We start from the raw sequence: 25,122 nt of genomic DNA on the forward strand, positions 1-25,122 counted from the left end.
CGCTGGGCGGTCAGCTCGCTGGTGTGCAGTCGAGAGTGTGGGGCGAGAGTGTGGCGACCAGGCGTAGCTCACCGATGACTGTGGAGGCGTCGTTGTCGACGTTCGCGCCGGTCCACTGGACCGCCTGCTTGCGCAGTCTCTCGTCTCGTGCGAGCAAGATGCCAGCCAGTTCGGTGAACAGTTCCTTGCAGGTCGGGTTGCCCGGTCCGTAGGCACACATCAGGTCTGCCTCTCGTACACGTTTCTCGGAGTCGTAGGCAATGGTGACCTCGAGCTCGCTCGCGGTATTACCTCGAGGACTGCACTCCGCGCGTCTGGATGATCGACTGTTGATGCGCGGGTGGAACTCGCACGTCCATTCCTTTTGGGCAAGCCAGTCCCTGGCAATTGCCGACACCGTCACTCCGCGTATGTAGCGTTGCGTCCCATGCGGAAAGTGGGCATCGACGGTTGGCGGGTCGGTCGGTCCCTTCGGGCCGGTACCTGCGACAACCCCGATCGCCGCCCCTGTTCCCCCGGCCACGAGCAGCATTAACACGAGCGCAACCACGATCGCCAGTCGCCGGCGCCGCCGCGGGAAGCCTTGTGCGGGCGGGTACGAACGATGCGGCTCCGGGCTGGGCGAGAGCGGAGGCTGCATTCCCCATTGCGGCTGATATTCCCACGCCCGCGGCGGTTCCTGATGCGGTGGCGGCGGTGGCGGCGGCGCCCATTGCGGCTGGTGCCGCCCTGCGAGCGGCGGTGGCGGTGGCTCCTGATGCGGTGGCAGTGCCGGCGTCGTGCGGTGTGGTCGCGGCTGCCACTGCGGGGAGGCTGGTGTGGTCATCGTCGAATCACCGCGTCCACGTCGAGGTCGACAATGTTCCCTGCTGTGGCATCGATCTCGTACCTGTAACCTCCGACGTCGGCCACTGCCGTGGCGCGGGTCTTTACCTGCCGGTGTAGCCACGTGTTGATCTGTGCTTCGAACTCCGGCTCATGTGCATAGGGGAGGTGGGCTGACCACTCCAGGTAGGAGATGGCCGCCTTGCCGGGCTGGGTCGCTTCGCTGCTGGGCGCGCCGTCGATCACCGTGCTGACTTGTGCCGAGTACGTGCGGATCTGACCGCCGACCATCTCCAGGGTGAAGGCGTACTGCGTGAGGCCGATCTGCAGCACGCAGTTTCGGTTGTCGGCGGACTTCGTGCACGTGTGGCCCTGCGCCTTCAACGTGCCGATGACACTCGCGGCATCGAGTTCCGGTATGCAGGCCTTGGCGGAACCGACACAGTGTGTGGGCCCGAACTGAGGTGTCAGCCTGCTCGCCGCGACGTAACCACCAATCCCGCCCGCGGTGAAGGCGAACAGGCCAGCCAGGACGGTGGTGGCCACGATGCGGCCCGTTCGGCGGCGGACCGGTCGACGGGCGGGGACAGCATCAGGTACGACGTGCGCAACGGATGGATGCGGCCACTGCCCGCCCGGCCCCGGCCACTGGCCCTGAAGCGGCTGCCACTGACCTCCGTACGGCCCAGGGTGTCCGTGCGACCTCGAATCTCCGTGCGACGCTGGCTGCCCGTGCGGCGGGCCATGTCCGTCCGATCCAGGGTGTCCGCGTTGGCTGGTGTAGGCCCGCGGGGTTTCCGTCATATCGCCCCCCTACGAACGAAGTCGGCCCACTGCTGGAGGAACGCAGGTCCTCTGATGCCCATCACCTGCTGGCAGATTCGGTCGAAGGCAGGTTCGTCGACCAACGGTGAGTCCGCGGGCTCGCTGTGCGCGATCAGACTGGCGTAGAACTCGACCACGGCGTCCCGCCCTTTCATCTGCTCGACGTAGACGAAGACCGAGGCGCCGAGGTCATAGCTGAAGACGACGTCCTCTGAGAAGAAGTCCTCCAGGCGCGGTGGCTTTCCGGAGAACTTGCCGGCGGCTACCGCGACCCGTACGACATAGCGCAGATAGTCCATCCGGCTTGGATTGTCGACCGTCTCGACCCATCGGGCGAAGCCCTCCATCGCCCACCGAGGCGCGGACACCACCAGGTTGCCGGAACTGCCTGCGACACTTGTCGCCCGGGCGGAAACCGCGTGTGCCAACTCGTGCCGCATCACCAGTTCTGGATCGTCGTTCCACGCCTCCGCAACTCGAAGGTTGACCACGATCCGCGAGCCCGCGTATTGGCCGCTGTAGACCTGCCCGTTCCGCCGTACGCCCTGTAACGGAATCTCGACGCCTTCGAGCGCGGAGCTGAAGCCGGCGAACGAGCCGAGGCCGAACCACTTCTTCATGTTCTTGGTGTTCCGCGTGAAGAACAGCAGATGGCCGGGAAACCTGATCCGATCTCCCCACAGGGCCTCAACGTCATGGAGGTGGGCCTTCGCCACGGCGGCGTAGCGGTCGAGATCGGTGACGCTCGAATCGCTGGCGAGCCAGACCTTCCCCGCTCGAATCACCTGCAGGCGCGTGAAGTTCCACGGCGCATTTGCCTTCGGACCATGGGCTATCTGTTCCGCATCCGTGGTCACGCCGTCGATCTCTGTGATGAACAGCTTGTCGTACCGCGGGACCAGTGTGTACTGGAACGTCTCCGCGGGTGCGACCCCGCCAGGTCCGGCGTCGGTGGTGAGCTGGGTGATCTGCAGGACCGGGACGAAACGGATGAGCGCACCGTCCTCCACATGGGTGGTCTGCTCTGTCACGTAGTCGAACCTGGTGAACTCGAACTGCCGCAGGTTGGCGAAGAGCAACTTCTGGCTCCTGACAAGCCGGTCGTTCCGTTCGTCAAGGTCAGCCAGGAACGTCCTCTCGTCATCGTTTCGGAGTGCCTTCACCCGACGGTCGAGGATCTCCCGAAACTCCCGAACCACGGGATCGCCGCCGACCTCGCGGCTGATCGTCCGAATGGTCGGCCGCGGCACCTGGCCACACCCGGCAACCAGCAGACCAGCCGACAACACCGCCCGCCTCGACAACCCCGACCGGCTCGAGCCCGAACCGGTGTCCAGCTCACACGGCGCCCTCACACGCCACCACCGCCTCAGACGAGGCGGTGGATCCGGCGCCGGCGATCGGCACGCCCTCGCGCAGCCCGCCAGAGAACCCCCGACGGTAGAGGCTGCGACACGTCGTCGGAGTCGAGCACACTGCAGTCTCGACAGGCCGGCACCAAGCAGACATGGACGACTCCCCACCCCAATGATGACGATTCCCCCGTCAGCTCAAAACTGGGCGTATTTCTACACCACGCCCGACGGCCCTGCGCCCGAGCCTCGGAGATCCCGCCCCTCCGCCGGCCTTCGGTCTCTTCCGGACAGCTAAGCAGGGCCGCTGCTTTTGTCGCTTTTGCCCAAGCCCACCACCGCATTTGAACATCGAGGCCTGGAGCGAATCGATCTGAAAGGTCCAGAAAGGTCCTCTTTCCGCCCTGCTTCCCTGCCGAATGGCGGTGACCGCGGCCAGGTGGCGAAGTCGGGTGAGCCTGGAAGCACCCGCAACCGTGCCCAACTCTGTAGCTGGTCCCAGCGATCACACTTGCGGTAGTCTCCGTCCGGTTTGGTGGACCTCGTGCAAGGGCCACCCTCTTTCCTTTCTGTTCAAATCGGACATTTTCATAAACGAATAGAGGAACTCAACGTGAGATCACGTCGGGTGTGGGGGACCGCCTTGCTGGCGGTCGCGGGCCTGACGGGGGGATTGGTTGCTGCCGGAGTGATTGGTGGCGTACCGGGAGTCGCGTAGGTGGGTGGAGCGACTACCCGGACCGCTTCGATCAGCCGAACTCCGGTCATCCTGCAGGAATCCGCCGCCACACGAACCGGCACCCATCACCACCGACGGCCTCACCTACCTCAAGTAGCCAGGTTCACCCAAGGCCTGAGCGTCCACAGACATCCCACGGGTTGGCCGGCGGGTCGCGCACTGCGCCCGCCGGCCACCCGACCACCCCCCCCCGCTCTCAGGACGTCGCGGCGACGAGCCCGTACGCCCGGATCGTGGTCATGCTGTAGACATAGGACCGGTCGGTGACCGTCTTGGCCCGGACCGAGACGAATCCGTTCGGCTTGTTCGGGTGGTTCACGATGCCGTGCCAGTCGAGGGTGGAGTCCCGGGTGGTCGGCACGTCCTTCCACGTCTTCCCGTCGTCGAACGACACCGACAGGGTGACCGTCTGTGGCGTCCCCGTTTCCCGGGGCGGGTCGACGGTGAGGTCGAGCCGGAACGGCTGGCCGGCAGGTGCCCGGCCGTACATGTCGAACGCGCCGGAGACCCGGATGTTCAGGAGCCTCATCGGGTGGACAACGTCCGGCGTGTGGCACTGGTACTTCCAGAACGCGTGCACGCTGGTGGCGTACTTCGACCAGGTGGGTGTGTGCCGCGCCAGGAGGTCGAGGGTGTACCACGCCGACGGCAGGGCCTGCGGACCGGTCTCTAGCAGGAACGGAGCGTCAACCGTGTCGGCGGGCACCCCGGTGCCCTTCAGCGTGGCTCCGCCGGTGATCCCGGTCGTGTCCCACCAGATGATCCGGTTGTTGTCGACCGACGGCGAGAACGGTTCGAAGGTGATGTTCATCGTCTGGTCGCCCTTGCGCTCGCCGCTGGCCTCGGGCCGGTAGGCGGCCGGGCTCCACGGCTGCTCGACGCTCTCCCCAGCGGGCAGGAGCACCGGCGTACGGAGCTCCGAGTACCTCAGGGCCAGGGGACTCGGCCCGACGTCCAGGGACGCCGACCACGGCAGTGGCTCCGAACCGAACGTGGGGCTGGTGAAGTGCACCTGCTTGGACGGCAGCCTGGTGTCGTAGAAGCCGCCGAGCCCGACCTGTACGTCACCCGGCAGCTGGGACTCGCGGAAGTACACACCGTCGAGGTCGAGACCTGTGCCGGGGGAATAGAAGGTGGACCTGATCTTGGCGAGGTCGGCGTTGCGGATCTCGTAGGACGTGGTCGCGGGGATCCGCTGCGGTGCGCCGACGAGCAGGTCGTACATGCCCCAGCCGGTGTTCAGCGACTGGAACATCGCGAAGTTGTACGCCCGGTCGGTCACCTCGGACGTGGTGTTCGCGAAAGCGCGGAAGTTCGTACCTGCCGGGATGGTGACCAGCGTGGTCCACGGCCGCCCGGCGAAGAACTCGACGGTTCCGAACGTCGTGACGATCGGTTTCGGGCTCGGCGCCTGGATCCTCGCGGTGACCTCGTGCGCGTTCCGGGCGTCGAGGGTCATCGTGAGGTTGCCGTTCACCGTGAAGTTGGGGCGTGCCAGGTCGGTGTAGCTCCTCGGCTTGAATCCATGTGCGGTCACGATGATCTCGCCGAAGCTGTACCTGCCGGGGGGCACCTGGGCACCCACACCGGTCTTACGGGGCTCCAGGTTGTAGATGTCCTCGGTGTCGAGGTTGAGGACCACCGGCTGGGTGATGAAGCCCTCGTCGAGGTTGGTGAGCAGCTTCCCGTTGCGGTCGATGATCCGCAGCAGGACGCTGTACGTCGCCGCCTGGGGGCCGGCTGCCGCTCGGGCGTGCGGGTGCGCCCCGCTGCCGCGCGCCGGTGCACCGGCGTCCGTGGTCGCGGCAGATGGCTGGGTCGCCGGGCGGACTGCCGACGGTCGGAGGCGCAGGGACAGGTTCTCGACACCGGCCGTAAGCGCTCCGCCGACCGGCCGGGGAGCACCCACCTCGGCCGGCTTCGGTCCGGTGAGCCAACGCCAGAACGCCGCCGCCTCGTTCTTCCGGACACCGAGCGGCGTCGAGTTCCCCGTGGTCTCCTGCCCCGCCAGGGTGGCTCCGTCGGCGTGACTCGCCACCGCTCCCCGGCCGGGTGCGTGTCGGGCGGCGACCGGAAGCACCTTCGTCGACGCGTCGTCGTAGCCGGCGGCGATCAAGCCCGCGACGTCGAACAGGCGCGGGTCAAGCCGCCCCGACCGCAGCAACGGCCGGGCGTCGGAGGGGACGACCTCGATCGCCGTGCCCCGGTAGCGGATGCTGTACGGCCGCGCCACCCGGCCCGACAGCGGCGTGGGGACCACAGTCCGCGACCCGTCAGCCTGGGTGGTGATCCGTACCCGGTCGCCGGTGACAAGGGTGACCATCGAGACCGTCGGCCTGCCGGATGCGGCACCGGCGACCTCGTGGGTTGCTGTGGTGTGGTGGGACGAAGCGACGGGGTCGGCGGCGGCGCCGGAGACGCCGACGACGACGAGCGTGCCTGCGAGACCGGCCAGCAACGTCGTCCAGGGGCGAGCCATGGTCATCCTCGTTTCGTGGGGTCGCCCCCAGCAGCCCGGGACCGTTCCGGCGGAACGTCGGGCAGAGCGGGGCAACTCGCAACAGTCCCCCACCACATGCCAGAAGCTCCGTAAATCGAAACCTCGTCCGCGGATTAAAGTCCTCTCTTGGCGGCCGCTTCCTCGGCTGGTCCGCCGGCACCACTGGTGCAGGCCGAGCGAGCCCGACCCCAGGCGTCGAGCACACCTTTTGCCCTGGCCACCGATGAGTTCCGCGACCGGGCACGGTCTATACCTGTGAGCCACCTGCCGTGGACACCGAGGATCATTTCGAGGAGCCCCATGACTGCCAGCGCACTACCGCAGATCGTCGACGCCGACACCTGGCAACACCAACTCGATGCACTGCGTGACCGGGAGAAGGCCGCGACCCGGGAGCTCGACGCGATCGCCGCGCAGCGTCGCCGAATGCCGATGGTCAAGATGCCCGACTACACCCTCGAGGGCGAGCAGGGACCGGTCCGGCTGGTGGACATCTTCGACGGTAGGTCACAGCTGATCGTCTACAACCACATGTGGTTCCCCGGCGAGCAGTGGCAGTGCGGCGGCTGCACCGGGTACACCTCACAGTTCACCCGGCTCGAGTTCCTGGACAACTACGACGCCCGGTTCGTCATCGTCACGCAAGGTCCGATCAACGACGCACTCGCCTACAAGCGACGGGTCGGGAACACGATGACGTGGTACTCCACGGCGAACAGCCCCTTCGGCACTGACGTCGGCGCGCCGCCCGGCGGCGGATTCGCCGTCAACGTGTTCCTGCGCGATGGCGACTCCGTTTATCGCACCTGGCACACCAACGGCCGTGGCACCGAGCAACTCAGCCACAGCTTCGCACTGATCGACCTCCTGCCGTACGGCCGACAGGAGGAGTGGCAGGACTCGCCCGAAGGCTGGCCGCAGTCACCCACCTACAGCCGATGGGCCACCTCTCAGGACATCGCCGCGTCCTACGGTCCCAGTACCTGAGCGGAGCTGCCGTTCTATGACGACTCCAGGATCTGTTTGAGCGTGGCCAGGTCCTTCTGGTTGGCGCGCCGGATCGCCGCCGCCATCATCGGTGCGGCGACCTTGGCGAACCCGGCCGGCTCGCCCCGGTTCCGCAACGTCATCCGGGTGGAGGAGGCGCCCGCGGAGTGCCAGGTGTAGGTGGTCTCCATCGGGAACGGTCCCTGCGCGGTACGCATGACCAGCCGGTCCGGGCCGTAGTCGACGACTTCGTAGGTGTAGGCGAGCGTTCGGCCGAGGAAACGGGCCACGAAATCCATCCGCGAGCCCACACCAACCGGCGGTGGCGTCTGCCAGCGCACCGAGTTGATGTTGGCGTACCACTCGGGCGCGTGGGACGGGTCGCCGGCATACGCGGCGACCTGCTCACACGGGCGCTCGATCACGATCTCGGTGGTGACATCGACAGGCATGCCACCATCATCGCCCACCAGAAATCCCTTCATCGGGCAGCAGGGACGAGACAGCGGTGGACGCGGCAGCCTCCCCTCGAACGGTGAGCACGGTTACGGTGAGCACGGTTACAGTGCGGACGCCAGCGGGCATGCCAGGTTGTCACTGGCCGTGGAGGAACTGCCAGGTCGATACCTGCCGCTCTCGACAGGGCTTGGGCCAGTTCATGGAGGTTTAGTGATGCGCACCCGGGCAGCTCTGCTCGTCCTCGTGGTTGTCGGCGCTGTCGTCACCGCCTGCGGAACCCAGAGCCCGGGCGCCGACGCCGCGCCCACCCGGTCGACGGCCACGCCGACCGCCGCCGGCACCGACGCGAAGGCCGGGTCGGGCACCGAAGCGACACCGGCGCAGGCGTCGGCCACGCTGGGATTCACCGCGGACACATTGGACGGTGACACTTTCGACGGACGGAGCCTGGCGGGTAGGCCGGCGGTGCTGTGGTTCTGGGCTCCGTGGTGCCCGACCTGCGTGGGGCAGGCACCCACCGTCACGAAGCTTGCCGAGACCTACGACGGCAAGGTCAATGTCGTCGGGGTAGCCGGGCTGGACCAGGCGGCGGCGATGGAGGAGTTCGTGACCCGAACAGGTGTCCAGGGGATGAGGCACCTGTCCGACGAGAAGGGTGCCGTGTGGAAGCGGTTCGGCGTCACTGCGCAGTCGACCTTCGTCCTCCTCGACGCAGACGGCGAGGTCGCCTTCAAGGGCTACCTCGAACCGTCCGATCTCGCCTCCCGCGTCGACGCACTCACCGGTTGACCCCACCGGCCTCACATGACGGAGCTGCCCCTCGCCGTAGCCGTGGCGGCCGGCATGCTGGCCGCGGTGAATCCGTGCGGATTCGCGCTGTTGCCGGCCTACCTGTCGCTGCTGGTGCTCGGTGACGACCCAGCGGGACGGGGGCCGGCGGTCGTCCGGGCGCTCGGACTGACGGCCGCGATGTCGGTGGGCTTCGTCGCCGTGTTCGGTGCGTTCGGACTGGCGGTCGCCCCGGTCGCGGGAGGCGTCCAGGAACACCTGCCGTGGTTCACCATCGTGCTCGGTCTGCTGGTCGCCGCGGCCGGTGGCTGGCTGCTGGCCGGCCGGGACCTCCCGGCGCCCAGGTTGAGGCGAGGTGCGGCGGTGACCGGAAGCGTCCGGTCGATGGTGACCTTCGGCTCCGCGTACGCGGTGGCCTCGCTCGGCTGCACGATCGGTCCGTTCCTGGCGATCGTCGTGACCAGCTTCCGCGCCGGATCCGTCGCCAACGGGTTCGCGCTGTTCGCCGCGTACGCGGCCGGTATGGGGCTGGTCGTGGGTGTGGCCGCGGTCGCCGTCGCCCTGGCCCAGACATCACTCCTCGGCCGGATCCGCCGCGTGGGCCGGCTCGTGCCCCGCCTCGGCGGAGCGCTGCTCCTGACGGCAGGGCTCTACGTCGCCTACTACGGCTGGTACGAGGTACGCACCTATCGCGGCGTCCCAGCGGCCGATCCCCTCATCGATGCCGCCGGTTACTTCCAGCACCGGCTGGCCGCGGGCGTGGAGCGACTCGGCGCTCCAGCGTTTGTCATGATCCTCATCGCCGTGCTCGCCGGCGTCCTGGCCGCCCGGGCACTCCTACGCGTCCGGCCCCGACGAGACCGACAGGTGGCGTCAGGCGACCCCAGCCCCGTTCCCGACACACCCGCCGACCACCGAGACTGACGCCTGAGGCCCAGCTCGGCGTCGTTCTATTGGTAGGCGCTGGCTTGGAGCGCGAAGAGCTCGGCGTAGGGCCCTCCGGTGGCCATGAGTTCGTCGTGGCTGCCGGACTCGGTGAGTTCGCCGTTGTCGAAAACGAGGATGAGGTCCGCCATCCGTACGGTGGAGAGCCGGTGTGACACCAGGAGGGTGATGCCGCCCGAGGCACGGGTGGCAGCGGATGCGGCGTTGAACCGGTCCAGAAGGGCGTGTTCGGATTCGGGGTCGAGCGCGGCCGCGGGTTCGTCGAGCAGCACCAGCAATGGACGTTCGCGCAGGAAGGCACGGGCGAGTGCAAGTCGTTGCCACTGGCCGCCGGAGAGGTCGGTGCCGCCGAACCGTCTGCCCAGCCGAGTGTCCAGACCGTCGGGGAGCCGATCGATCACGGCACGGGCGTCGCCGGCGTCGATAGCCACGTCATAACCAGCATCGTCATCGGTACGAGCAGGCGGTGCCGTTGGTGAACTTGCGTGGCTGGGCTTGTGCAGTCGAGTGGGTTCGCCGAGTCCGATGGCTTCGCGGGCTGTGTATTCGTACCGTACGAAGTCCTGGAATCCGGCCGAGATCCGGTGGCGCCACGCCTGGTGGTCGATCGTGCGGAGGTCGGTGCCGTCGACGAGGATGGCGCCGCCCGTGGGGTCGTAGAGCCGGGCCAGCAGTTTCACCACGGTGGTCTTCCCTGCGCCGTTGTCCCCGACAAGGGCGACGGTGCTGCCCGCTGGGAGATGCACGTTGAGTTCGCGTAGCACCGGGTGGGCCGTTCCCGGATAGGCGAAGGACACGTTCTGGAGCTCGATTCCGCTCCGCAGAGCGGTGGGGGGCTCATCGGATCCGGCCCACGCGACCTGCTCGTCGCCGTACCGCCGCAGCCATTGGATGTGTCCGGCGACGTCCAGCAGGCCGATGAACACCCGTACGGAGTCGGAGAGTCGTTGTGCGGCCTGGTCGGTCTGCGGTGCGAGGAGCAGCACCATCACCACGTCTCCGGGCGTCGCGCGTCCTGCCCGTGCGAGCCACAGGACGAACACGATCGCGCCACCGTAGGCGAGGCCGAAGAGTACGCGAGCGGCGATCTCCAGCAGCTTGCCCTGCCGGATGGCCTGCCAACGCGGGCCGTTCTGCGAGCGGAACTGCTCCGCGATCTTGTCGGTGAGCAGTCCACGCACCCCGAACGCGCGTACTTCCAGACCGTGCCCTGGGTCGCTGACGATATCCAACAAGCTGGCCTGGCGCCGGTTGTACTCCATGGTTGCGGTGATCGCATGCCGAAACTGCCTGGCGCCGCTGGCCGTCGCCCACAGTCGCAGGAGACCCAGCAGGGGCAGCATCAACAGCAGAGGGTGGATTCCCGCGAGCAGGACGAGCACGGTGGCGGTACTGACCAGGACTGCCAACCCGCTGCCGATGGTGCCCGCGGTTCCTTTCAGGCGGCGGAACTCATCCCGAGCGGCACCCAACCGGTCGGCGATCTCGGGCTGCTCGTGGTGGGCGATCCCGGGCGGTGTGGTGGCCAGGTCCAGCAGTTCGCGCTGTAACCCGATCTCGATCCCGTCCTCGAGCCGATGCCGTACGGCGTCGGAAAGGACCAGAGCACCGAACGCGACCGCGAGCGCTCCGAACAGGATTGCCGCGCCCAACGTCACCGAGCCCTGCCCGGACACCGCGTTCACCACCCGGGCCACGCCGTAGGCCTGCAACGGCCCCGAGACGGCCATCGCCACCACGAGCAGCAACTCGGTCGCAGCCAACAGCGGAGACGCCGCGACCGTGAGGCGCACCAGGACCACCAGCGAGCCCCACCGCTCACGCATCACAGCTCGCCTCCCACGTACCGCGCCGCCTGCAGCGTGAACATCGCCGCGTAACGGCCGCCCGCTTGCAGCAGCTCGTCGTGTGTTCCGTACTCGCCGATCACGCCCGCTTCCAGGACGCAGATCCGGTCGGCGTTACGCACCACCGAGAACCGGTGCGAGATCAACAGCGAGGTCACTCCGGTGGCGAGCCGCAGATAGCGGTCCACCAGCTCCGCCTCGGACCGGACGTCCAGGGCTGCCGCCGGCTCGTCGAGCACCAGCATCCCGGCGCCGTCGTTCACCGCCCACAGAGCGCGCGCCAGCGCCAGCCGCTGCCACTGCCCGCCCGACAGCTCCCCGCCATCGGTGACCGAACGGTCCAGCATCGTGTCCCAACCCCGCGGCAGGTTCGCCACTGCACCGTCGGCTCCCGCGGTCGCCGCCACGGCGGCCAACTGCTTCCGGGCCGCTGGTTCGGCGAAGGTCACGTTCTCCGCCGCGGTCAGCGGTAACCGCAGGAACTCCTGGGTGACCGGCGCCAGCCGGCGCTGCCATGCCGCCAGCTCGTGATCATCCAGCTCGGCCAGATCCACCCCGTCCACGGTGACCCGCCCCGCGGTCGGCTGGTACGCGCCCGCCAACAGATGCACCAACGTCGACTTGCCCGCGCCGTTCAACCCCACCAGCCCGATCGCCTCGCCGGCGCCGATCCGCAGATCCAGTCCGCGCAGCACATCGACGTCAGAGCCCGGGTACCGGAACCACACGTTCTCCAACCGCACCTCCGGTGGACCCGACGGCGGGCGCGGCGGGTCCACCACGGCAGGCCCGGACACCCGCGCTGCCGGCGCTCCATCGGTTCCGCCGGCTCGGTACGTGCCCTCCCGCACCGCCAACGCCGTCCCCGGCAGCCGGTACAGGGCCCGCAACGCCGAGGTCGCCCGCTCCATCGAAGCGGCGCCGGCGCCGTTGGCCGACATCGCAAGCCGCAACAACGCGGTCAGCACGGTCGCGACCTCGGCAAACCCCAGCGACCCCGCGTTCACATCCCGCACCAGCACCCAGACAGCGACCGCCAACGCACCAAGGTGAGCCGCGTACACCGCCATGGTCCGCAGCGTCGCCGTCCGGCGGACCCGCCACAGTGGCACCATCCCGGCCCGCCAGTCACGCACAAACCGGTCCATCAGCCACGGCGCGAAACCGAACACCCGCAGCTCCTTGGCAGCCGTCCCCATCCCCAGCTCGTACGCATAGTCGGCTTCCCGACCGGACCGGGTCCCCCCGCGCCACGTCAACTCCTCCGAGGCCGACATCCGCGCCGACCACCACTCGACCAAGCCAGTGGTCGACAACAGCAGAACGGCGACCGGCCACGAGAACAACGCCCCCACGACCACGGCCGCACCGATCGCCAGCAGCCGCGAACGAACAAGCTCCGCCAGCGCGATCAACCCCACCCAGACCGCACGGTTCCCGATCCCCCGAGCTCGCCGAGACTCATCCGCCACCACCGTCGACTCCAGGTGGCCGATCCTCGGCGATGCCGTCATCGTCGCCGAGATCGCTCGGTTGATGACGAGATCAGCGTCGTACGTCAGTCGCGTCGTCACCATGCTCGACACCACGGTCAGCACACCGTCGACCGTGAACACGAAGACCAACGCGACCACCAACAGCGCGAACGCCGTCGGCGACGAACCACCCGGACCACCGGCCACGAACGCCGGCGTCGCACCCACGACCTGGCCGATCAGCACGGTCGCGGCAAGACTCGTCAGCGCGCTCAGGATCGCCAGCGCCAGCAAACCCCCACCAGCCCGTGGGGTCACCGCTATCGAGAAACGCAGCAACGCGAACATCGATCTCCCCTCACCGGTTCACCAGGCGACTAAGGGAGATGGACCGGATAGTCGCTGCCGGTGAAGCTCCGCCAGAGTCTGGCGTAGGTGCCGTCCGCGGCGACCAGGTCGTCGTGCGTCCCCTGCTCGACGACCGCGCCGCGGTCGATGACGACGATCCGGTCGGCTCGCTGCGCGGTCGTGAGACGGTGGGCGATGACCATCGTGGTCGGTGTGGTGGCCAGCTGGGCCATGCCGTTGTTGACGGCGGCCTCGCTCGCCAGGTCCAGTGCCGCGGTGGCCTCGTCGAGCAACAGGATGTCGGGTTCGACGAGCCGGGCCCGAGCGAGGGCGAGCAGTTGCCGCTGGCCGGCCGACAGTCCGCCGCCGCCCTCGCCGACGGGGTGGAGGTAGCCGTAGCGCAGGGCGCAGATCATCTCGTGGGCGCCGACGGCCCGGGCCGCGGCCTCGACGTCTGCATCGGAGGCGTCCGGTCGGGCGTAGGAGATCGCGTCTCGTACCGTGCCCGAGAAGAGGTAGGTCTCCTGCGGTACGACGCCGAGCCGCCGGCGGTACGACGGCAGGTCCAGCTGGGTGAGGTCGGTCCCGTCGACGCGTACGCTTCCCGCCGTCGGGTCGTAGAACCGGGCGACCAGCTTCATCAGTGTCGACTTCCCGGCGCCGGTCTCCCCCACCAGGGCGACCGTCTCGCCGGGCGCGATCCGCAACGTCACGTCGCGTACGGCATCGTCGGCACCTCCGTAGCCGAATCGCACGTTCTCGAGGGACACCTCGCCAGCGAGCCTGTCTGGCGCGCGGGCGTGCGCAGGCGAGGGCGTGGAGACCGGTGTGTCGAGGACCTCGGCCACCCGGCGCAGACCAACCCGGGCCCGCTGGTAGCTGTCGAAGATCCCCGACATCTGCTGGACCGGCGCGAACAGCATGGTGGCGTAGAGCATGATCGCGGCCATGCCGCCCACCGTGAGGGTGCCCCCCGCGATCCGGTGGGCGCCGACCCCGAGCACGAGCGCGGTGGTGAACTCCACCACCGCCCACCCGAACGCCAGCAGGAGCGCGATGCACATCTGGGCCCGCAGCTGCGCGGCGCGGTAGTCCGACGCGACCGTACGGAACCGTTCGATGGTGACCTCTTCGCGGCCGTAGCACTGCGCCACGCGGATTCCGGCGACGTTCTCCTGGAAGGTCGCGTTGAGCTCGCCGAGGCGTCGCCGCGCGGTCTCGTACTCCCGCCGGGAGTACCTGCGGTAGAGCAGCGCCGCCGCCGCGAGCGGCAGGCACATCGCCGCCACGGCCGCGGTGAGACCGACGTCGATGGTGGCCATGACGACCAGCACCCCCACGAACGTCATCACGGCGACCACCGCCTGACCCAGGCCGGTCTGGATGAACGTCTTGACCGCCTCGATGTCGCTCGTCATCCGGGTCATGAGCTGACCTGCGCGCTCGCGTTCGTAGAAGTCCATACCGAGCCGCTGCAGCTGGGCGTACAGCTTGACGCGAAGCCACAGCAGGACCCGCTCACCCGTACGTCCTGTCAGCCGCTCCTGCCCGGTCCGGACGATCCAGTCGGCGACCACGACGCCAAGGGCCACACCGGACAGCAGGAAGACAACGTGCACCTGGCCCGGGGTGACACCGCGGTCGATGACGGCACGCGTCAGCCACGGAATGGCGAGCTGCGCAGCGGTGTCCAGGGCCAGAAGGACCAGCGAGACCGCAAGGGCCGCGGCGAACGGCCTGAGCAGCCGTCGCAGGCGTAGGTCCTGGTCGAGCCGTCGACACTCCTCCAGGTCGAGGTCCGGCGAGGCGGCCGACGGCGGCGGCGGGAGGGCGGCGACCCGGGCCGCCTGGTCGGCAGGGAGCGCCGCGCCGCCGAACAGCCCTTCGGTCTCGGCGGGCGGTGGGGTGGACCACGGGTCGGCGGACTCGCGGGCGGCGTCGTCTTCGCGTCCGCCGATCTCCTCGTCTTCGCGTCCGCCGATCTCCTCGTCGTGTCCCGACAGCAGCAGGCGGTACCGCCGGCATCGGGCCAGCAGCTCGGCGTGAGTCCCCACGTCGACGACCTCGCCGTGGTGCAGGACCGCGATCCGGTCCGCGAGCTGCAGGGTGCTGTGCCGGTGGGCGATGAGCAGCGTCGTACGTCCCCGCATCACCCGTCGCAGCGTGGCGTGGATATCGGCCTCGACCCCCGCGTCGACGGCGGACGTCGCGTCGTCGAGCACCAGCAGCCGCGGGTCGGTCAGGAGCGCGCGGGCCAGGGCGATGCGCTGCCGCTGGCCGCCGGAGAGGGTGAGACCCCGCTCCCCCACCACCGTGTCGTAGCCGTCGGCGAGGCCGTTGACGAAGCCGTCCACCTCCGCCGCACGCGCGGCCGCGCGGACCTCGGCGTCGGTCGCGTCGGGCCGGCCGAACGCGATGTTCGCGCGGACGGTGTCGGAGAACAGGAAGCTCTCCTCCAGCACGGTGCCCATCCGCGCCCGCAGCGACCCGATCGTGAGCGCGCGGATGTCGCGACCGTCGAGGCGGACCGCGCCACCCTGTGGGTCGTAGAGGCGGGCGAGCAGCAGGGCGACGGTCGACTTCCCGGACCCGGTGCCTCCCACCAGGGCAAGAGACTCACCCGGCTCCACCCGCAACGACACGCCCCTGAGGACAGGGTGGTCGGGGTCGTATCCGAACGTCACGTCGTCGAGTTCGACCGGCACCGCGCCCTGCGGCGCTGAATCGGCATCGGGCGCGTCGGTGATCGTGGGCCTTGCGTCGATGATCTCCAGGACCCGGACGACCGCCGCCCTGGTGGTGTTCCACTGGGCGAACTGCCCGACGAACGTCCGTACGGGAGCCACCATCAGCGCGAGGTAGCTCGCGAACGCGAGGAACGTCCCGAGCGTGATGTCGCCGCGCAGGGTGAGCCAGCCTCCGAGCGCGAGCACGCCCACCTGCCCCACCGCGGGAATCGCGGTCAGCGCCGGGACATACGTACTCGTGAACCGCGTCCGCCTGATCCCCGACCTGAACTGCGCACTCGCCGCTGCCTCCAGCTTCGCGAGCTCCTGTCCCTCCTGGCCGAAGCCCTTCACGACCCGCACACCCGTCACCGCCGCCTCGACCACGGCGGCCACCCGGCCGGACTGGTGCGAGTAGTCCCACGACGAGGGGAACAGCACCGCGTTGCCGCGGCGGGCCACCAGGTACAGCACCGGCAGCATCACCAGCGCCACGAGCGACAGCGTCGGGGCGAGCACGAGCATGATGGCCAGGGCCATCACGAACCACACGAGGTTGGTGACCAGCTGTTGCGCGGTCTCGATCGACCGCTCGATCATCGCCACGTCCGACGTGCTGCGGCTCACGACCTGGCCCGTCCGCAGCCGGTCCTGCTGGTGCCCGTCCAGCCTTTGCAGGGACGCGAAGAGGTCGGTACGCAGCGCGTAGCCGACCCGGTTGGCGAGCTGGCTCGCGTAGTAGCGGCGCAGCATGCTCAACCCGAAGCGGGCGACGCCGGCCGCGACCAACAGGATCAGCCACGGGGCGAGCGGAGAGCGGTGGGCCAGGATCACCTCGTCGACGACCTGGCGGACGACGAGCGGCGTGAACGCGGGAATGACGGTCCCGCCGATACCGCCGAGCAGAGACAGGAAGATCGTCGTCGGATGGGCTCGGCAGTACGCCCACAACCGCCGCCACCACTTGCCCCCCACCTCCGCACCCACTCTCTGCCGGCACACGCGGCGAGGATGCAGCCCATCGAACTCTGAGCGCCTTAGTCAAGGCGGAACGACCGCAGCTGGTCAGGTCCAGGTTCGCTCCACGATGACACGCGCCCCGTCAGGGCAACGGCGGCCTGGCCCGACTCGGCTGTCCAACGGCTTGGCCCCCGTGGCGCTCACGGCTGTTTGGTCTGACGCGTCATTTTGCGTACGCCGAAATAGCTACGCTCGATGCGCCCCTCGAACAGGCGTGGACCGAAACGGTGCAATGCCGAAATCCCGGCTGCCTTCTGCGTTCATGCAATCCGATTGTCCTTCGGCGACCGGACGTCGGTATGCCGTCCGCCGGGCAGTCCGCGTGCCCAAACATGCCTTCAGCCGGCAGCCCTACTCCCAGCCAGTGCGGTGAGCTGGAGGCATGAGCCAGGCAGACGCGAGAGAAGGACGTCCTTTGCAGCCGGGTCGCCGGAGCATCATGGCGGCGGCGGTCTCGGGAGCGCTGGCAGGGTCGTGGTTCCGGCCGGCAGCAGCGGCGGCGAGCCCGGCAGCAGCACAGGTGCAGAGGCCGCCGTCGTCGCGGGTCGCGATCCGCATCATGCCGCAACGCCCGTCGTATCCCCCCTTCATCGATGCGTATGCACCGTACGTCGGAGGCACGACCTGCGACCTGACGGACAAGCGCGGTCCGATAGACCTCAGAAACATCATCTTCGACACGTATGGCAGCCGGGCATGGAGCATCACGCACCCCTGCTCGTCGAGGGTCAACGAGCACAAGGAAGGTCGCGCCCTGGACGTCATGTTCGACGCGACGATGGACGGGAGTCGGCAGGCCGCAAACGACTTCCTGTACTGGTTGCTACGCACCGACGAGTACGGCAACCGCCATGCCTTCGCGCGTCGATTCGGGATCATGTACATCATCTGGAACCGCAAGATGTGGCGCTCCTACCGTCCGGACGAGGGCTGGTTGCCCTACACCGGAACCAGTAATCCGCACACCGACCACATCCATTTCAGCTTCAGTTGGGACGGCGCCCTCAGGCGTACGACCTGGTGGACAGTCATAACGGAACTATCCGAGGAGGATTTCGTGGCCGGCATTCCCGCACAACTCGTCCGCATATCCGGACAGGCCGCCGTGTACGCGGTCACCCTTCAGGGTGCGGTACACGTCAAGAATCCCACCCACCTGAGGTTCCTCCAGGCGCAGGGCTGGGTGACGACCGACGTGCAGAACATCACCGCCGCTGAGCTCGCCGGGCTTCTCGAGCGCGAGATGTGAGCGACTGGCCTCCACCCGACGTCAGCACCACCTGCACGCCGGGTGAGGCGTTCTGGGAGCTGGGCGGCGACGTCATCCACGACCAGGACGGGAAAACCGCGACGACAGGGTCCGCTAGCTGGCCGGTGGGATTGAGCTCGGCAGGCCCGGCCACGACCCTGCCGTTCGTCGCCGCCGTGGTGCTCTCCTTCGTCTGGCTCAGCACCCTGTCTGCGCGGATGTAGCGCGAACAAGCCAACGCATAGTTCGCCCACCCGTCCTCAAGGGCCTAGCCCCCCAGGAACGCGTCGTAGTCCATCCTCGGGTCCGGTGTGAGCCACAGGCTGGTGGCGACCTACTGGAAGCACTAGCCGCGAGGAGATCTACCGGCGGATCGGACTGCTCCCCTGCCAGCGGAAGCACCGCTTTAGCTGGCAGGTCGGGCGAGTCGCAGGACTGTGGGGGCGATGGTGATGGAGATTTGTTGTCCCCAGGGGAGTGTGAGGTGGTCCGTTTCGATGCCGTCGCCGAATGCGACCAAGCCGTCGGTTTCTGCGGTGATGGCGAAAGTGTCGTCTGCGGTGATGAGTCCTTCGGTGCAGTTGGTGTCGGTCGCGGGGGACGGCCAGGCTTCGCGGACGAACCACGCCAATGCCGCGTCGCAGGGCTCGGGCAGCCGAAGGTGGCTGCGGCGTTCGAGCCAGATCGATCGGCACCAGCCGGTAGCCCCGGTGCCGGTGCTGATGATGAGGCCAGATGAGGATTGGCGTTCGATGTTCCCCGCTGGTGGGCGCAGCTGATATCTCGCGGACTGGTGGCTGGGGTGACCGATGAAGATCTCGTTGAGCGCGAGGAGTCGCTGGCCGTCATCGGTGGTGGCGGCGACCATGGTGCGTTGCTCGACCTCGAGCTTGCCGGCGGCGGTCGCCGCAAGTGTGGTGGCGAAAGTAGGGACGGTGACGGGAACGAGGACGCCAGGATTAATGGCGGGTTGCGGGTTGACGCCGATGACGGCCTGCCCATGGAGATACTTCGCGACATTGGCCACCAGACCGTCTTGACCCACCGCGACGACGATGTCATCGGGCTCGAAAAGAAATCGATCGAGGTCGGCGCGCTCAACCATGCCACGGCGCCAGTCGGTGGGGATCGCGGCACTGACTGTGCCGAGTGTGGCTTCCACGGCTTCGTGCCTGTCCTGGATATCGCTGAGATCGCGACCGCGGGTACGGAGGAAGAACTCTGCTGCGCCGCGGGTGCCGTGTCTGGCAAGGAGTTCGTCCAGTTCGGTGTGCCGGTGCACGACGACGGCGCGTGGGGACAGGACGGTCATTTCTGGTCGCCAGGTTGGACTAGTGTGCCGAGCGCGGTGGTGATGAGGTCGGGTGAGAGGTTCAAGGTGCCAATGTTTGGTAGGGCGCCGGCGAGCTGGCGCAGCGCGAGTGCGAGCAGGATTCTTGGGTCAACGTCTTGGTATGCGGCGAGCTTGGCGGCCTCTGCTGCGCCGTCCGCCGCACCGATGACTCGGGTGGCATCGGCCTGCCCGGCCGCGAGCACCCGCTGCCGTTCGGCCTTGGCGTCGGCGCCAACTCGATCGGCTGCGGCGGTTTCCTCCGCTTGCCGGCGCTGGTTCTGGCCGCGCTGGGTGACCAGTTGCTCCTCCCGAACCGCCAGTTCGATCTGATTCTGCAGTTCGTTCTCGGCGATCGCCCGCTCCCTTTCGACGGCGAGCGCCCGCCTTTCAAAGGTGGCTCGGTCCGCCTCCTGCTGTACTCCCTCCCGGGCCGGCGTCTGCAGTGCCTTCTCCATCTCCGGTTCCGGCCGCAGTGCGACCACACGGACGCCGAGCACGGCGATGCCGAGGCCGCGCAACCGAGCATCGTCGGCGAGTGCGCTGAGGATCCGATCGCGAATGCTGCCGACGCCAGCGGCCAATGCCTCAGCCAAGGTGGTGGCGGCGAGTAGTTCGAGGGCAGGCTGCTGGGCGAGCTCAGCAACGAGGCTGCCCAACAGTTCGAGCGGAGTCGAGCGCCAGCGGCCGGTATCCGGGTCGACGCTGAAGTCCAGCCGTCCCGCAGCGGTCGCCGGGTCGGTCACCCGGTAAGTGACAGTGGCCTGGACGGTGACGTCCTGGAAGTCGCTGGAGCGGGCATGGAAGAGCATTGGAAGCTCTCGGTCATCGACCGGGACCTCGCTGAGTACAGCAGAAAGCGGCCGGAACCAGAACGCCAGGCCGGCACCTTCCCGAACCAACCTGCCTCGTCGCTGGTGACGCACGTGCACCGTGGGAGCGCCGCGCAAGTGCCGTACGAAGGGGTATCGCTGAATGTCCGCCATCACATCCTCCTCTTATCGTCACAACGACGATAACGATCTGGATGGTTATCGTCAAGGTGACGAGATATAGTTATACCTATGGCATACGCCCCGCCACCATCGGCAGTCACCGTGGACCTGACCCTGCTCACGGTCCGGGCCGGACAGCTCTGCGCACTGTTGGTCCGGCGCGCCACCGCCCCGCACAAGGGCAGGTGGGCACTGCCCGGTGGCTTCGTCCAGCCCGACGAGGACCTGGACGCGGCAGCCGCGCGCGAACTCGCTGAAGAAACCGGCCTTGTCGACCTGCCGGTGCACCTTGAGCAACTACGCAGCTACGGCGGGCCGCGCCGCGACCCACGGATGCGCGTGGTGACCATCGCCTATCTGGCCCTCGGCCCCGACCTGCCCGACCCCGTGGCCGGCTCCGACGCCGCCGACGCCAGGTGGGCCCCCGTCGCATCGGCGCTCGCCGGTACTCCGCGTCTGGCCTTCGACCATGCCGCCATCCTCGCCGACGGCGTCGAGCGGGCCAGGGCCAAGCTGGAGTACACCCCACTTGCCACTGCGTTCTGCCCCACCGAGTTCACCGTCGGCGAGCTGCGCGAGGTCTACCAGATCGTATGGGGCGTCGAACTGGACCCACGGAACTTCCACCGCAAGGTAACCAGTGCCCAGCGGTTCCTGACTGCAACTGGCCGTACCACCACCCGCAAAGGTGGGCGCCCCGCCATGCTCTACCGCCGAGCCGATGCCACGCTACTGATGCCACCCCTACTCCGGCCCGCGTAGCCTCTCAGGGCGGATGTGCCGCGAACGGGCTAACGCATAGTTTCACCTGCGGACTGGTCCTGCGCGGGCGCGCTCTCGTGCTTGGGAGGCCTGAGGGGATTCGGATCATCGGACCGGACGCGGGTCTCGCGGCCTGTCTCGGCGTCGAGTTCAACCGCCACCTCAGCGTCAGCAAGGACGGTCTGGATCCCCTGCAGGAACGGCGCAATCACGGTCGGCGGCACCCGCTTGGCCGGTGAGGTGACGGTGGACCCGGCCAAGCCGATGTCGAGTGCGTTCATCGCCGACGCCGTGGTGCGGTGCACGGCGGACCATCCGCGAAAGTGACCCAGCAGGCCCAGCCGTGCGAGCCGCTCACCGGTCAGGCAGGGCGGCCGTCGTACGCCTCGCGATTGGCGTGCACCTCGTCCATGTGCGCCTCGGCCCACACTTTGATGCCGCGCATCACGTGGTGGAGCGAGAGACCGAGGTCGGTCAGTTCGTAGGTGACGGTGACCGGCACGGTCGGGGTCACGGTGCGGGTGAGCAGGCCGTCGCGCTCGAGCGAGCGCAGCGTTTGGGTGAGCATCTTCTGGCTCACCCCGGCCAGCCGGCGGGCCAGCTCGGAGTAGCGCATCGACCGCGGTTCACCGACGCAGTCACCCCCTGGTTGGTACGGACCGTCGCTGCAGAGCGCGGCCAGGATCAACGCGACCCACTTGTCGGAGATCCGGTCAAGCAGCTGCCGGCTGGGGCAGCCCGCCAGGAACGCGTCGTAGTCCACCTTCGCCTGTGTCCGCTGCTGGGCCGCCGTCCTCGTAGGCATCGACCGCTCCTTCCTACCCAGGGGTGACCTACGCACTTCGAAGTGCCTACTTCCCGGTGGAGAGTAACCCATCCACAGTGATGCAGGTCAACCGTCGAAGGCAAGCCACGAGGAGCGAACCCATGAGCACCTCCACTTTCCGCGCCGCCACCTTCCGTGCCGCCACATTCCGCGCCGCCGTCGTCCGCAGCCCGAGCGGGCCGGACTCGATCGAGATCATCGACGTTCCCCTCGTTCAGCCCGGACCCGGCGAGGTCCGGGTCGAGATCGCTGCCGCAGCGGTCAACCCCGTCGACCTCGGGGTCGCGAGCGGCCTCTTCCATGCCATGGGGCTGGTCGACCAGCCCGAGCACACCGGCCTGGGCTGGGACTTCTCCGGCACCGTCGTCGCCACCGGCCCTGGCGTGGACCTGGCCGTCGGTACCCGGGTCGCCGGCCTGGTCGCCGGCTTCGACCGCGACTTCGGCACCTACGCCGAGCAGCTCGTCGTGTCGGCCGCCGACCTGGCCGTCGTACCCGACGGACTGGACCTGACAGCGGCGTCGACGGTACCGCTCAACGGGCTGGCCGGCGCCCAGATCGTCGATTTGCTGGGCGACGCGCCCGCGGACGGCAACCGGCTGCTGGTGACCGGGGCGGCCGGCGCGGTCGGGGGGTACGTCGCCAGGCTCGCCCAAGACCGCGGCTGGCAGGTGACTGGTCTGGCCCGAGCCGAGGACGAGCAGTTCGTCCGCGGCCTCGGCGCCGACTTCACCACGCACGCCGAGCCGGGCTGGGACGCGGTCGCCGACGGTGCGGTGCTGCAGGAGCGGGGCCTTGCCCTTGTCCGCGACGGCGGGGCCTTTGTCGGCGTCCGGCCGAACGCCGAGCCGGCTCCCGAGCGCGGAATCACCGTGGTCGCCGTGGTCACGCACCCCGACGGTCCTCGACTGGGCGACCTGCTCGCCCGCACCGCGTCCGGCGAGCTACCAGCCCGAGTGCACGCGGTCGTGCCGCTGGACCAGGTCGCCGACGCCCACCGGGCCGTCGCCAAGGGCGGGCTGCGCGGCCGCTACGTGCTCGAGCCCTGACCGGCTCGCCCGCCCAGGCGCTCGCGCGCTTACCTCACCAGGGGCAAGGTCAAGGACTCGAGCCCACCTTGTCAACACCGCATCAACCGGCAAGGCCGCCGGTGTCGAAGTCACAGTTCCGTAAGCAGCATTGAGCTATCTCGCCACCTCGGATGTCCCTAGCGTGACTGCCGTGGTGGTTGACGTGGCATTCGTACGCGCGCCGCAGACCGGCCCGCACAGTGGTGGACGACTGTGAACGGGCAGGTGCTGGTGGACCTGGCGTGGTGGGACCGCCCCCCGGACGCGGTCGACGACCAGGTGTTGCGGCGGTGTGGTGGTCCCACACTGGATGTCGGCTGCGGTCCTGGGCGGATGGTAGTCGAGCTTGCCCGGCGTGGCGTGCCGGCGTTGGGCATCGACGTGCTGGCGAGCGCTGTCCGGCAGGTGCTGGCACGCGGCGGACATGCACTCACCCGTTCGGTGTTCGACGAGCTGCCATGTGAGGGGCGTTGGCAGACCGTCCTGCTGCTGGATGGCTGTGTCGGGATCGGTGGTGACCCGAAGATTCTGCTGGCCCGGATCCGCGAACTGCTCGCGCCGGGCGGTGTCGCCTACATCGAGCATGATCGGGAGCCGGACCGGGCCGAGTACACCACGGCGCGGCTCCGCTATGCCGGTGGCGAGGAGGCGACCGTGGACTGGACGGAGGTCGGTTGGTGCCTGCTCGCCCGCGTCGCGGGTGAGGTCGACCTCGTTGTCGAGGACACCTGGACAGCCGGCGGGCGGTCGTTCGCCGCGTTCAGCCGGCCGGTCGAGAGAAGGGCGGAGTGGTCATGAACGCGCCGCCTGGCAAGGACATCTGGCGCAGCCCGATCCGAGGCGCCTGGCTGACGTCGATCCTCGGGCTTGTCCTGCTGGTAGGACTTCCCGTGCTGTTCCTGACCGGGCTGTTGTCGTACGCGGCGTACGATCCCGCGCTCGGCGGCCGGTTCAACGATCCCACGCCAGGTAAGGGAATTCTGGGCTTCTACCTGTTCGAGTGGCCGACCCGGCCGGCCTGGCTGTTCTGGTTGACCCAGGGCATCCATGTCATCGGCGGGTTGATGCTCGTACCAGTGCTACTGGCGAAGCTCTGGTCGGTGATCCCGAAGCTCTTCGCGTTGCCACCGGTCAGGTCGCTCGCGCACCTGCTGGAACGGCTCAGCCTCCTGCTCCTGGTGGGTGGCGGGATCTTCGTGTTCGTGACCGGCATCCTCAACATCCAGTACGTCTACGTCTTGCCCGCGGGCTTCTACGCGTCCCACTTCTACGGGGCCTGGGTCTTCGTCGCGGCACTGGCCCTTCACGTCATCCTCAAGGCGCGGACGATGGTGACCGCACTCCGCTCGCGCAGCATCTGGAACGAACTCCGAACCGGTCTTGCCGACACCCGGCCAGAGCCGGCGGACGCAACCGGACTGGTCTCCACGGTGCCTGCGGAACCGACGGTGTCGCGGCGCGGAGCACTCGGCTTCGTGGCAGCCGGCTCCGCCCTCCTGGCGTTGCTGTCGGCGGGCCAGACGATCGGTGGACCCCTACGGCGGCTGGCCGTCCTGGCACCCCGCGGCGGAGCCGAGGGTCCCGGACCGAACGACTTCGTGGTCAACAAGACCGCGGCGTACCGGAGGATCACGCCGGCACAGACCGGGCCCTCGTGGCGGCTGGACCTGCGCGGCTTCGAGAGCGTTTCGCTGTCCAGAAGCGACCTTCTGGCGCTGACGTTGCACAGCGAGCGCCTGCCGATCGCATGCGTCGAAGGCTGGACGACGGTTCAGACCTGGACCGGCGTACGCCTGGCAGACCTGGCCGCGCTGGTGGGAGTCCGCGAGGCGACGGGCGTCGCGGTGGAGTCGCTGCAACGGGGAGGCGGCTTCGGCTCGGCCAACCTGGCAGGTAACCAGGTGCGCGACCTCCGGTCACTGCTGGCGCTCCGGGTCAATGGTGCCGACCTTTCACTCGACCATGGCTTCCCGGCGCGCATCATCGTCCCGAACACGCCCGGGGTGCACTGCACCAAGTGGGTTTCCCGGCTGACCTTCTGGACCTGACCCCC

General features: G+C 68.5%; 21 protein-coding genes. 9 read left to right on the top strand and 12 right to left on the bottom strand.

Annotated elements, in window-relative coordinates; all coding sequences use genetic code 11:
* Nucleotides 1–10: 10 nt before the first annotated feature.
* The 4 genes from ABN028_RS14595 to ABN028_RS14610 all read right to left on the bottom strand — a co-directional run bounded on the left by ABN028_RS14595 (nucleotide 11) and on the right by ABN028_RS14610 (nucleotide 6,220).
* Nucleotides 11–550 carry a hypothetical protein gene (locus ABN028_RS14595; protein WP_349696953.1) on the bottom strand — a complete coding sequence of 180 codons (540 nt, stop codon included), beginning with the start codon at nucleotides 548–550 and terminating at the stop codon, nucleotides 11–13.
* Between the two features lie 272 nt (nucleotides 551–822).
* A complete protein-coding gene (locus ABN028_RS14600) occupies nucleotides 823–1,371 on the bottom strand; it encodes a hypothetical protein (RefSeq protein WP_349331108.1) in 549 nt (182 codons plus the stop codon).
* A 254-nt stretch (nucleotides 1,372–1,625) separates the two neighbouring features.
* The gene (locus ABN028_RS14605) at nucleotides 1,626–2,900 is read right to left on the bottom strand and encodes a hypothetical protein (protein WP_349331107.1); all 1,275 of its coding nucleotides are present in this window, start codon (nucleotides 2,898–2,900) and stop codon (nucleotides 1,626–1,628) included.
* Between the two features lie 1,037 nt (nucleotides 2,901–3,937).
* Nucleotides 3,938–6,220: a hypothetical protein gene (locus tag ABN028_RS14610; protein ID WP_349331106.1), complete on the bottom strand. Its 2,283-nt coding sequence runs from the start codon at nucleotides 6,218–6,220 to the stop codon at nucleotides 3,938–3,940.
* Nucleotides 6,221–6,541: 321 nt separating this feature from the next.
* On the opposite strand from ABN028_RS14610, the gene ABN028_RS14615 reads away from it, so the two are divergent.
* Nucleotides 6,542–7,228, top strand: coding sequence for a DUF899 domain-containing protein (locus ABN028_RS14615; protein ID WP_349696954.1), 687 nt, complete (start codon nucleotides 6,542–6,544; stop codon nucleotides 7,226–7,228).
* A gap of 14 nt (nucleotides 7,229–7,242) precedes the next feature.
* Here ABN028_RS14615 and ABN028_RS14620 read toward each other — a convergent pair whose 3' ends face one another.
* A complete protein-coding gene (locus ABN028_RS14620) occupies nucleotides 7,243–7,680 on the bottom strand; it encodes an SRPBCC family protein (protein WP_349696955.1) in 438 nt (145 codons plus the stop codon).
* Between the two features lie 220 nt (nucleotides 7,681–7,900).
* Here ABN028_RS14620 and ABN028_RS14625 point away from each other — a divergent pair, with 220 nt between their 5' ends.
* Nucleotides 7,901–8,476 (top strand): TlpA family protein disulfide reductase, encoded by a 576-nt coding sequence (locus ABN028_RS14625; protein WP_349696956.1) that lies wholly within the window; start codon nucleotides 7,901–7,903, stop codon nucleotides 8,474–8,476.
* A gap of 15 nt (nucleotides 8,477–8,491) precedes the next feature.
* A complete protein-coding gene (locus ABN028_RS14630) occupies nucleotides 8,492–9,400 on the top strand; it encodes a cytochrome c biogenesis CcdA family protein (RefSeq protein ID WP_349696957.1) in 909 nt (302 codons plus the stop codon).
* Between the two features lie 26 nt (nucleotides 9,401–9,426).
* Here the strand turns inward: ABN028_RS14630 and ABN028_RS14635 are convergent, their stop codons facing one another.
* Genes ABN028_RS14635 through ABN028_RS14645 form a run of 3 tightly spaced genes read right to left on the bottom strand, consistent with a single transcriptional unit; the run spans nucleotide 9,427 to nucleotide 16,819 of the window.
* A complete protein-coding gene (locus ABN028_RS14635) occupies nucleotides 9,427–11,247 on the bottom strand; it encodes an ABC transporter ATP-binding protein (protein WP_349696958.1) in 1,821 nt (606 codons plus the stop codon).
* Complete coding sequence (locus tag ABN028_RS14640; RefSeq protein ID WP_349696959.1) at nucleotides 11,247–13,091, bottom strand: ATP-binding cassette domain-containing protein; 1,845 nt, start codon at nucleotides 13,089–13,091, stop codon at nucleotides 11,247–11,249. Before ABN028_RS14640 ends, ABN028_RS14635 begins: the two co-directional genes overlap by 1 nt.
* A gap of 29 nt (nucleotides 13,092–13,120) precedes the next feature.
* Nucleotides 13,121–16,819 (bottom strand): ABC transporter ATP-binding protein, encoded by a 3,699-nt coding sequence (locus ABN028_RS14645; protein ID WP_349696960.1) that lies wholly within the window; start codon nucleotides 16,817–16,819, stop codon nucleotides 13,121–13,123.
* 400 nt (nucleotides 16,820–17,219) lie between these two features.
* On the opposite strand from ABN028_RS14645, the gene ABN028_RS14650 reads away from it, so the two are divergent.
* Nucleotides 17,220–18,086 (top strand): VldE C-terminal domain-containing protein, encoded by an 867-nt coding sequence (locus ABN028_RS14650; protein ID WP_349331097.1) that lies wholly within the window; start codon nucleotides 17,220–17,222, stop codon nucleotides 18,084–18,086.
* Entirely contained in the window at nucleotides 18,083–18,310 is a 228-nt protein-coding gene (locus ABN028_RS14655) for a hypothetical protein (protein WP_349696961.1), read from the top strand. The genes ABN028_RS14650 and ABN028_RS14655 overlap by 4 nt, the downstream gene beginning before the upstream one ends.
* 182 nt (nucleotides 18,311–18,492) lie before the next feature.
* Here ABN028_RS14655 and ABN028_RS14660 read toward each other — a convergent pair whose 3' ends face one another.
* Both ABN028_RS14660 and ABN028_RS14665 read right to left on the bottom strand, forming a co-directional pair.
* On the bottom strand, nucleotides 18,493–19,398 hold the full coding sequence (locus ABN028_RS14660) for a diacylglycerol kinase catalytic domain-containing protein (protein WP_349331095.1): 906 nt from the start codon (nucleotides 19,396–19,398) through the stop codon (nucleotides 18,493–18,495).
* The gene (locus ABN028_RS14665) at nucleotides 19,395–20,402 is read right to left on the bottom strand and encodes an SPFH domain-containing protein (RefSeq protein ID WP_349331094.1); all 1,008 of its coding nucleotides are present in this window, start codon (nucleotides 20,400–20,402) and stop codon (nucleotides 19,395–19,397) included. Before ABN028_RS14665 ends, ABN028_RS14660 begins: the two co-directional genes overlap by 4 nt.
* A 78-nt stretch (nucleotides 20,403–20,480) precedes the next feature.
* Between ABN028_RS14665 and ABN028_RS14670 the strand changes: the two genes are divergently transcribed.
* The gene (locus tag ABN028_RS14670) at nucleotides 20,481–21,173 is read left to right on the top strand and encodes an NUDIX hydrolase (RefSeq protein ID WP_349331093.1); all 693 of its coding nucleotides are present in this window, start codon (nucleotides 20,481–20,483) and stop codon (nucleotides 21,171–21,173) included.
* Between the two features lie 29 nt (nucleotides 21,174–21,202).
* Here ABN028_RS14670 and ABN028_RS14675 read toward each other — a convergent pair whose 3' ends face one another.
* Nucleotides 21,203–21,478 (bottom strand): hypothetical protein, encoded by a 276-nt coding sequence (locus ABN028_RS14675; protein WP_349331092.1) that lies wholly within the window; start codon nucleotides 21,476–21,478, stop codon nucleotides 21,203–21,205.
* 56 nt (nucleotides 21,479–21,534) lie between these two features.
* Nucleotides 21,535–21,978 (bottom strand): winged helix-turn-helix transcriptional regulator, encoded by a 444-nt coding sequence (locus ABN028_RS14680; RefSeq protein ID WP_349331091.1) that lies wholly within the window; start codon nucleotides 21,976–21,978, stop codon nucleotides 21,535–21,537.
* A gap of 122 nt (nucleotides 21,979–22,100) precedes the next feature.
* On the opposite strand from ABN028_RS14680, the gene ABN028_RS14685 reads away from it, so the two are divergent.
* From ABN028_RS14685 to ABN028_RS14695, 3 genes are all read left to right on the top strand, one after another.
* Nucleotides 22,101–23,048: an NADP-dependent oxidoreductase gene (locus ABN028_RS14685; RefSeq protein ID WP_349696962.1), complete on the top strand. Its 948-nt coding sequence runs from the start codon at nucleotides 22,101–22,103 to the stop codon at nucleotides 23,046–23,048.
* Between the two features lie 234 nt (nucleotides 23,049–23,282).
* Nucleotides 23,283–23,867, top strand: a complete 585-nt coding sequence (locus ABN028_RS14690) for a class I SAM-dependent methyltransferase (protein WP_349696963.1) — start codon at nucleotides 23,283–23,285, stop codon at nucleotides 23,865–23,867.
* Complete coding sequence (locus ABN028_RS14695) at nucleotides 23,864–25,117, top strand: molybdopterin-dependent oxidoreductase (RefSeq protein ID WP_349696964.1); 1,254 nt, start codon at nucleotides 23,864–23,866, stop codon at nucleotides 25,115–25,117. The genes ABN028_RS14690 and ABN028_RS14695 overlap by 4 nt, the downstream gene beginning before the upstream one ends.
* Nucleotides 25,118–25,122: the final 5 nt, after the last annotated feature.

This window comes from Actinopolymorpha sp. B17G11 (assembly GCF_040196095.1).
GTDB lineage: Bacteria > Actinomycetota > Actinomycetes > Propionibacteriales > Actinopolymorphaceae > Thermasporomyces.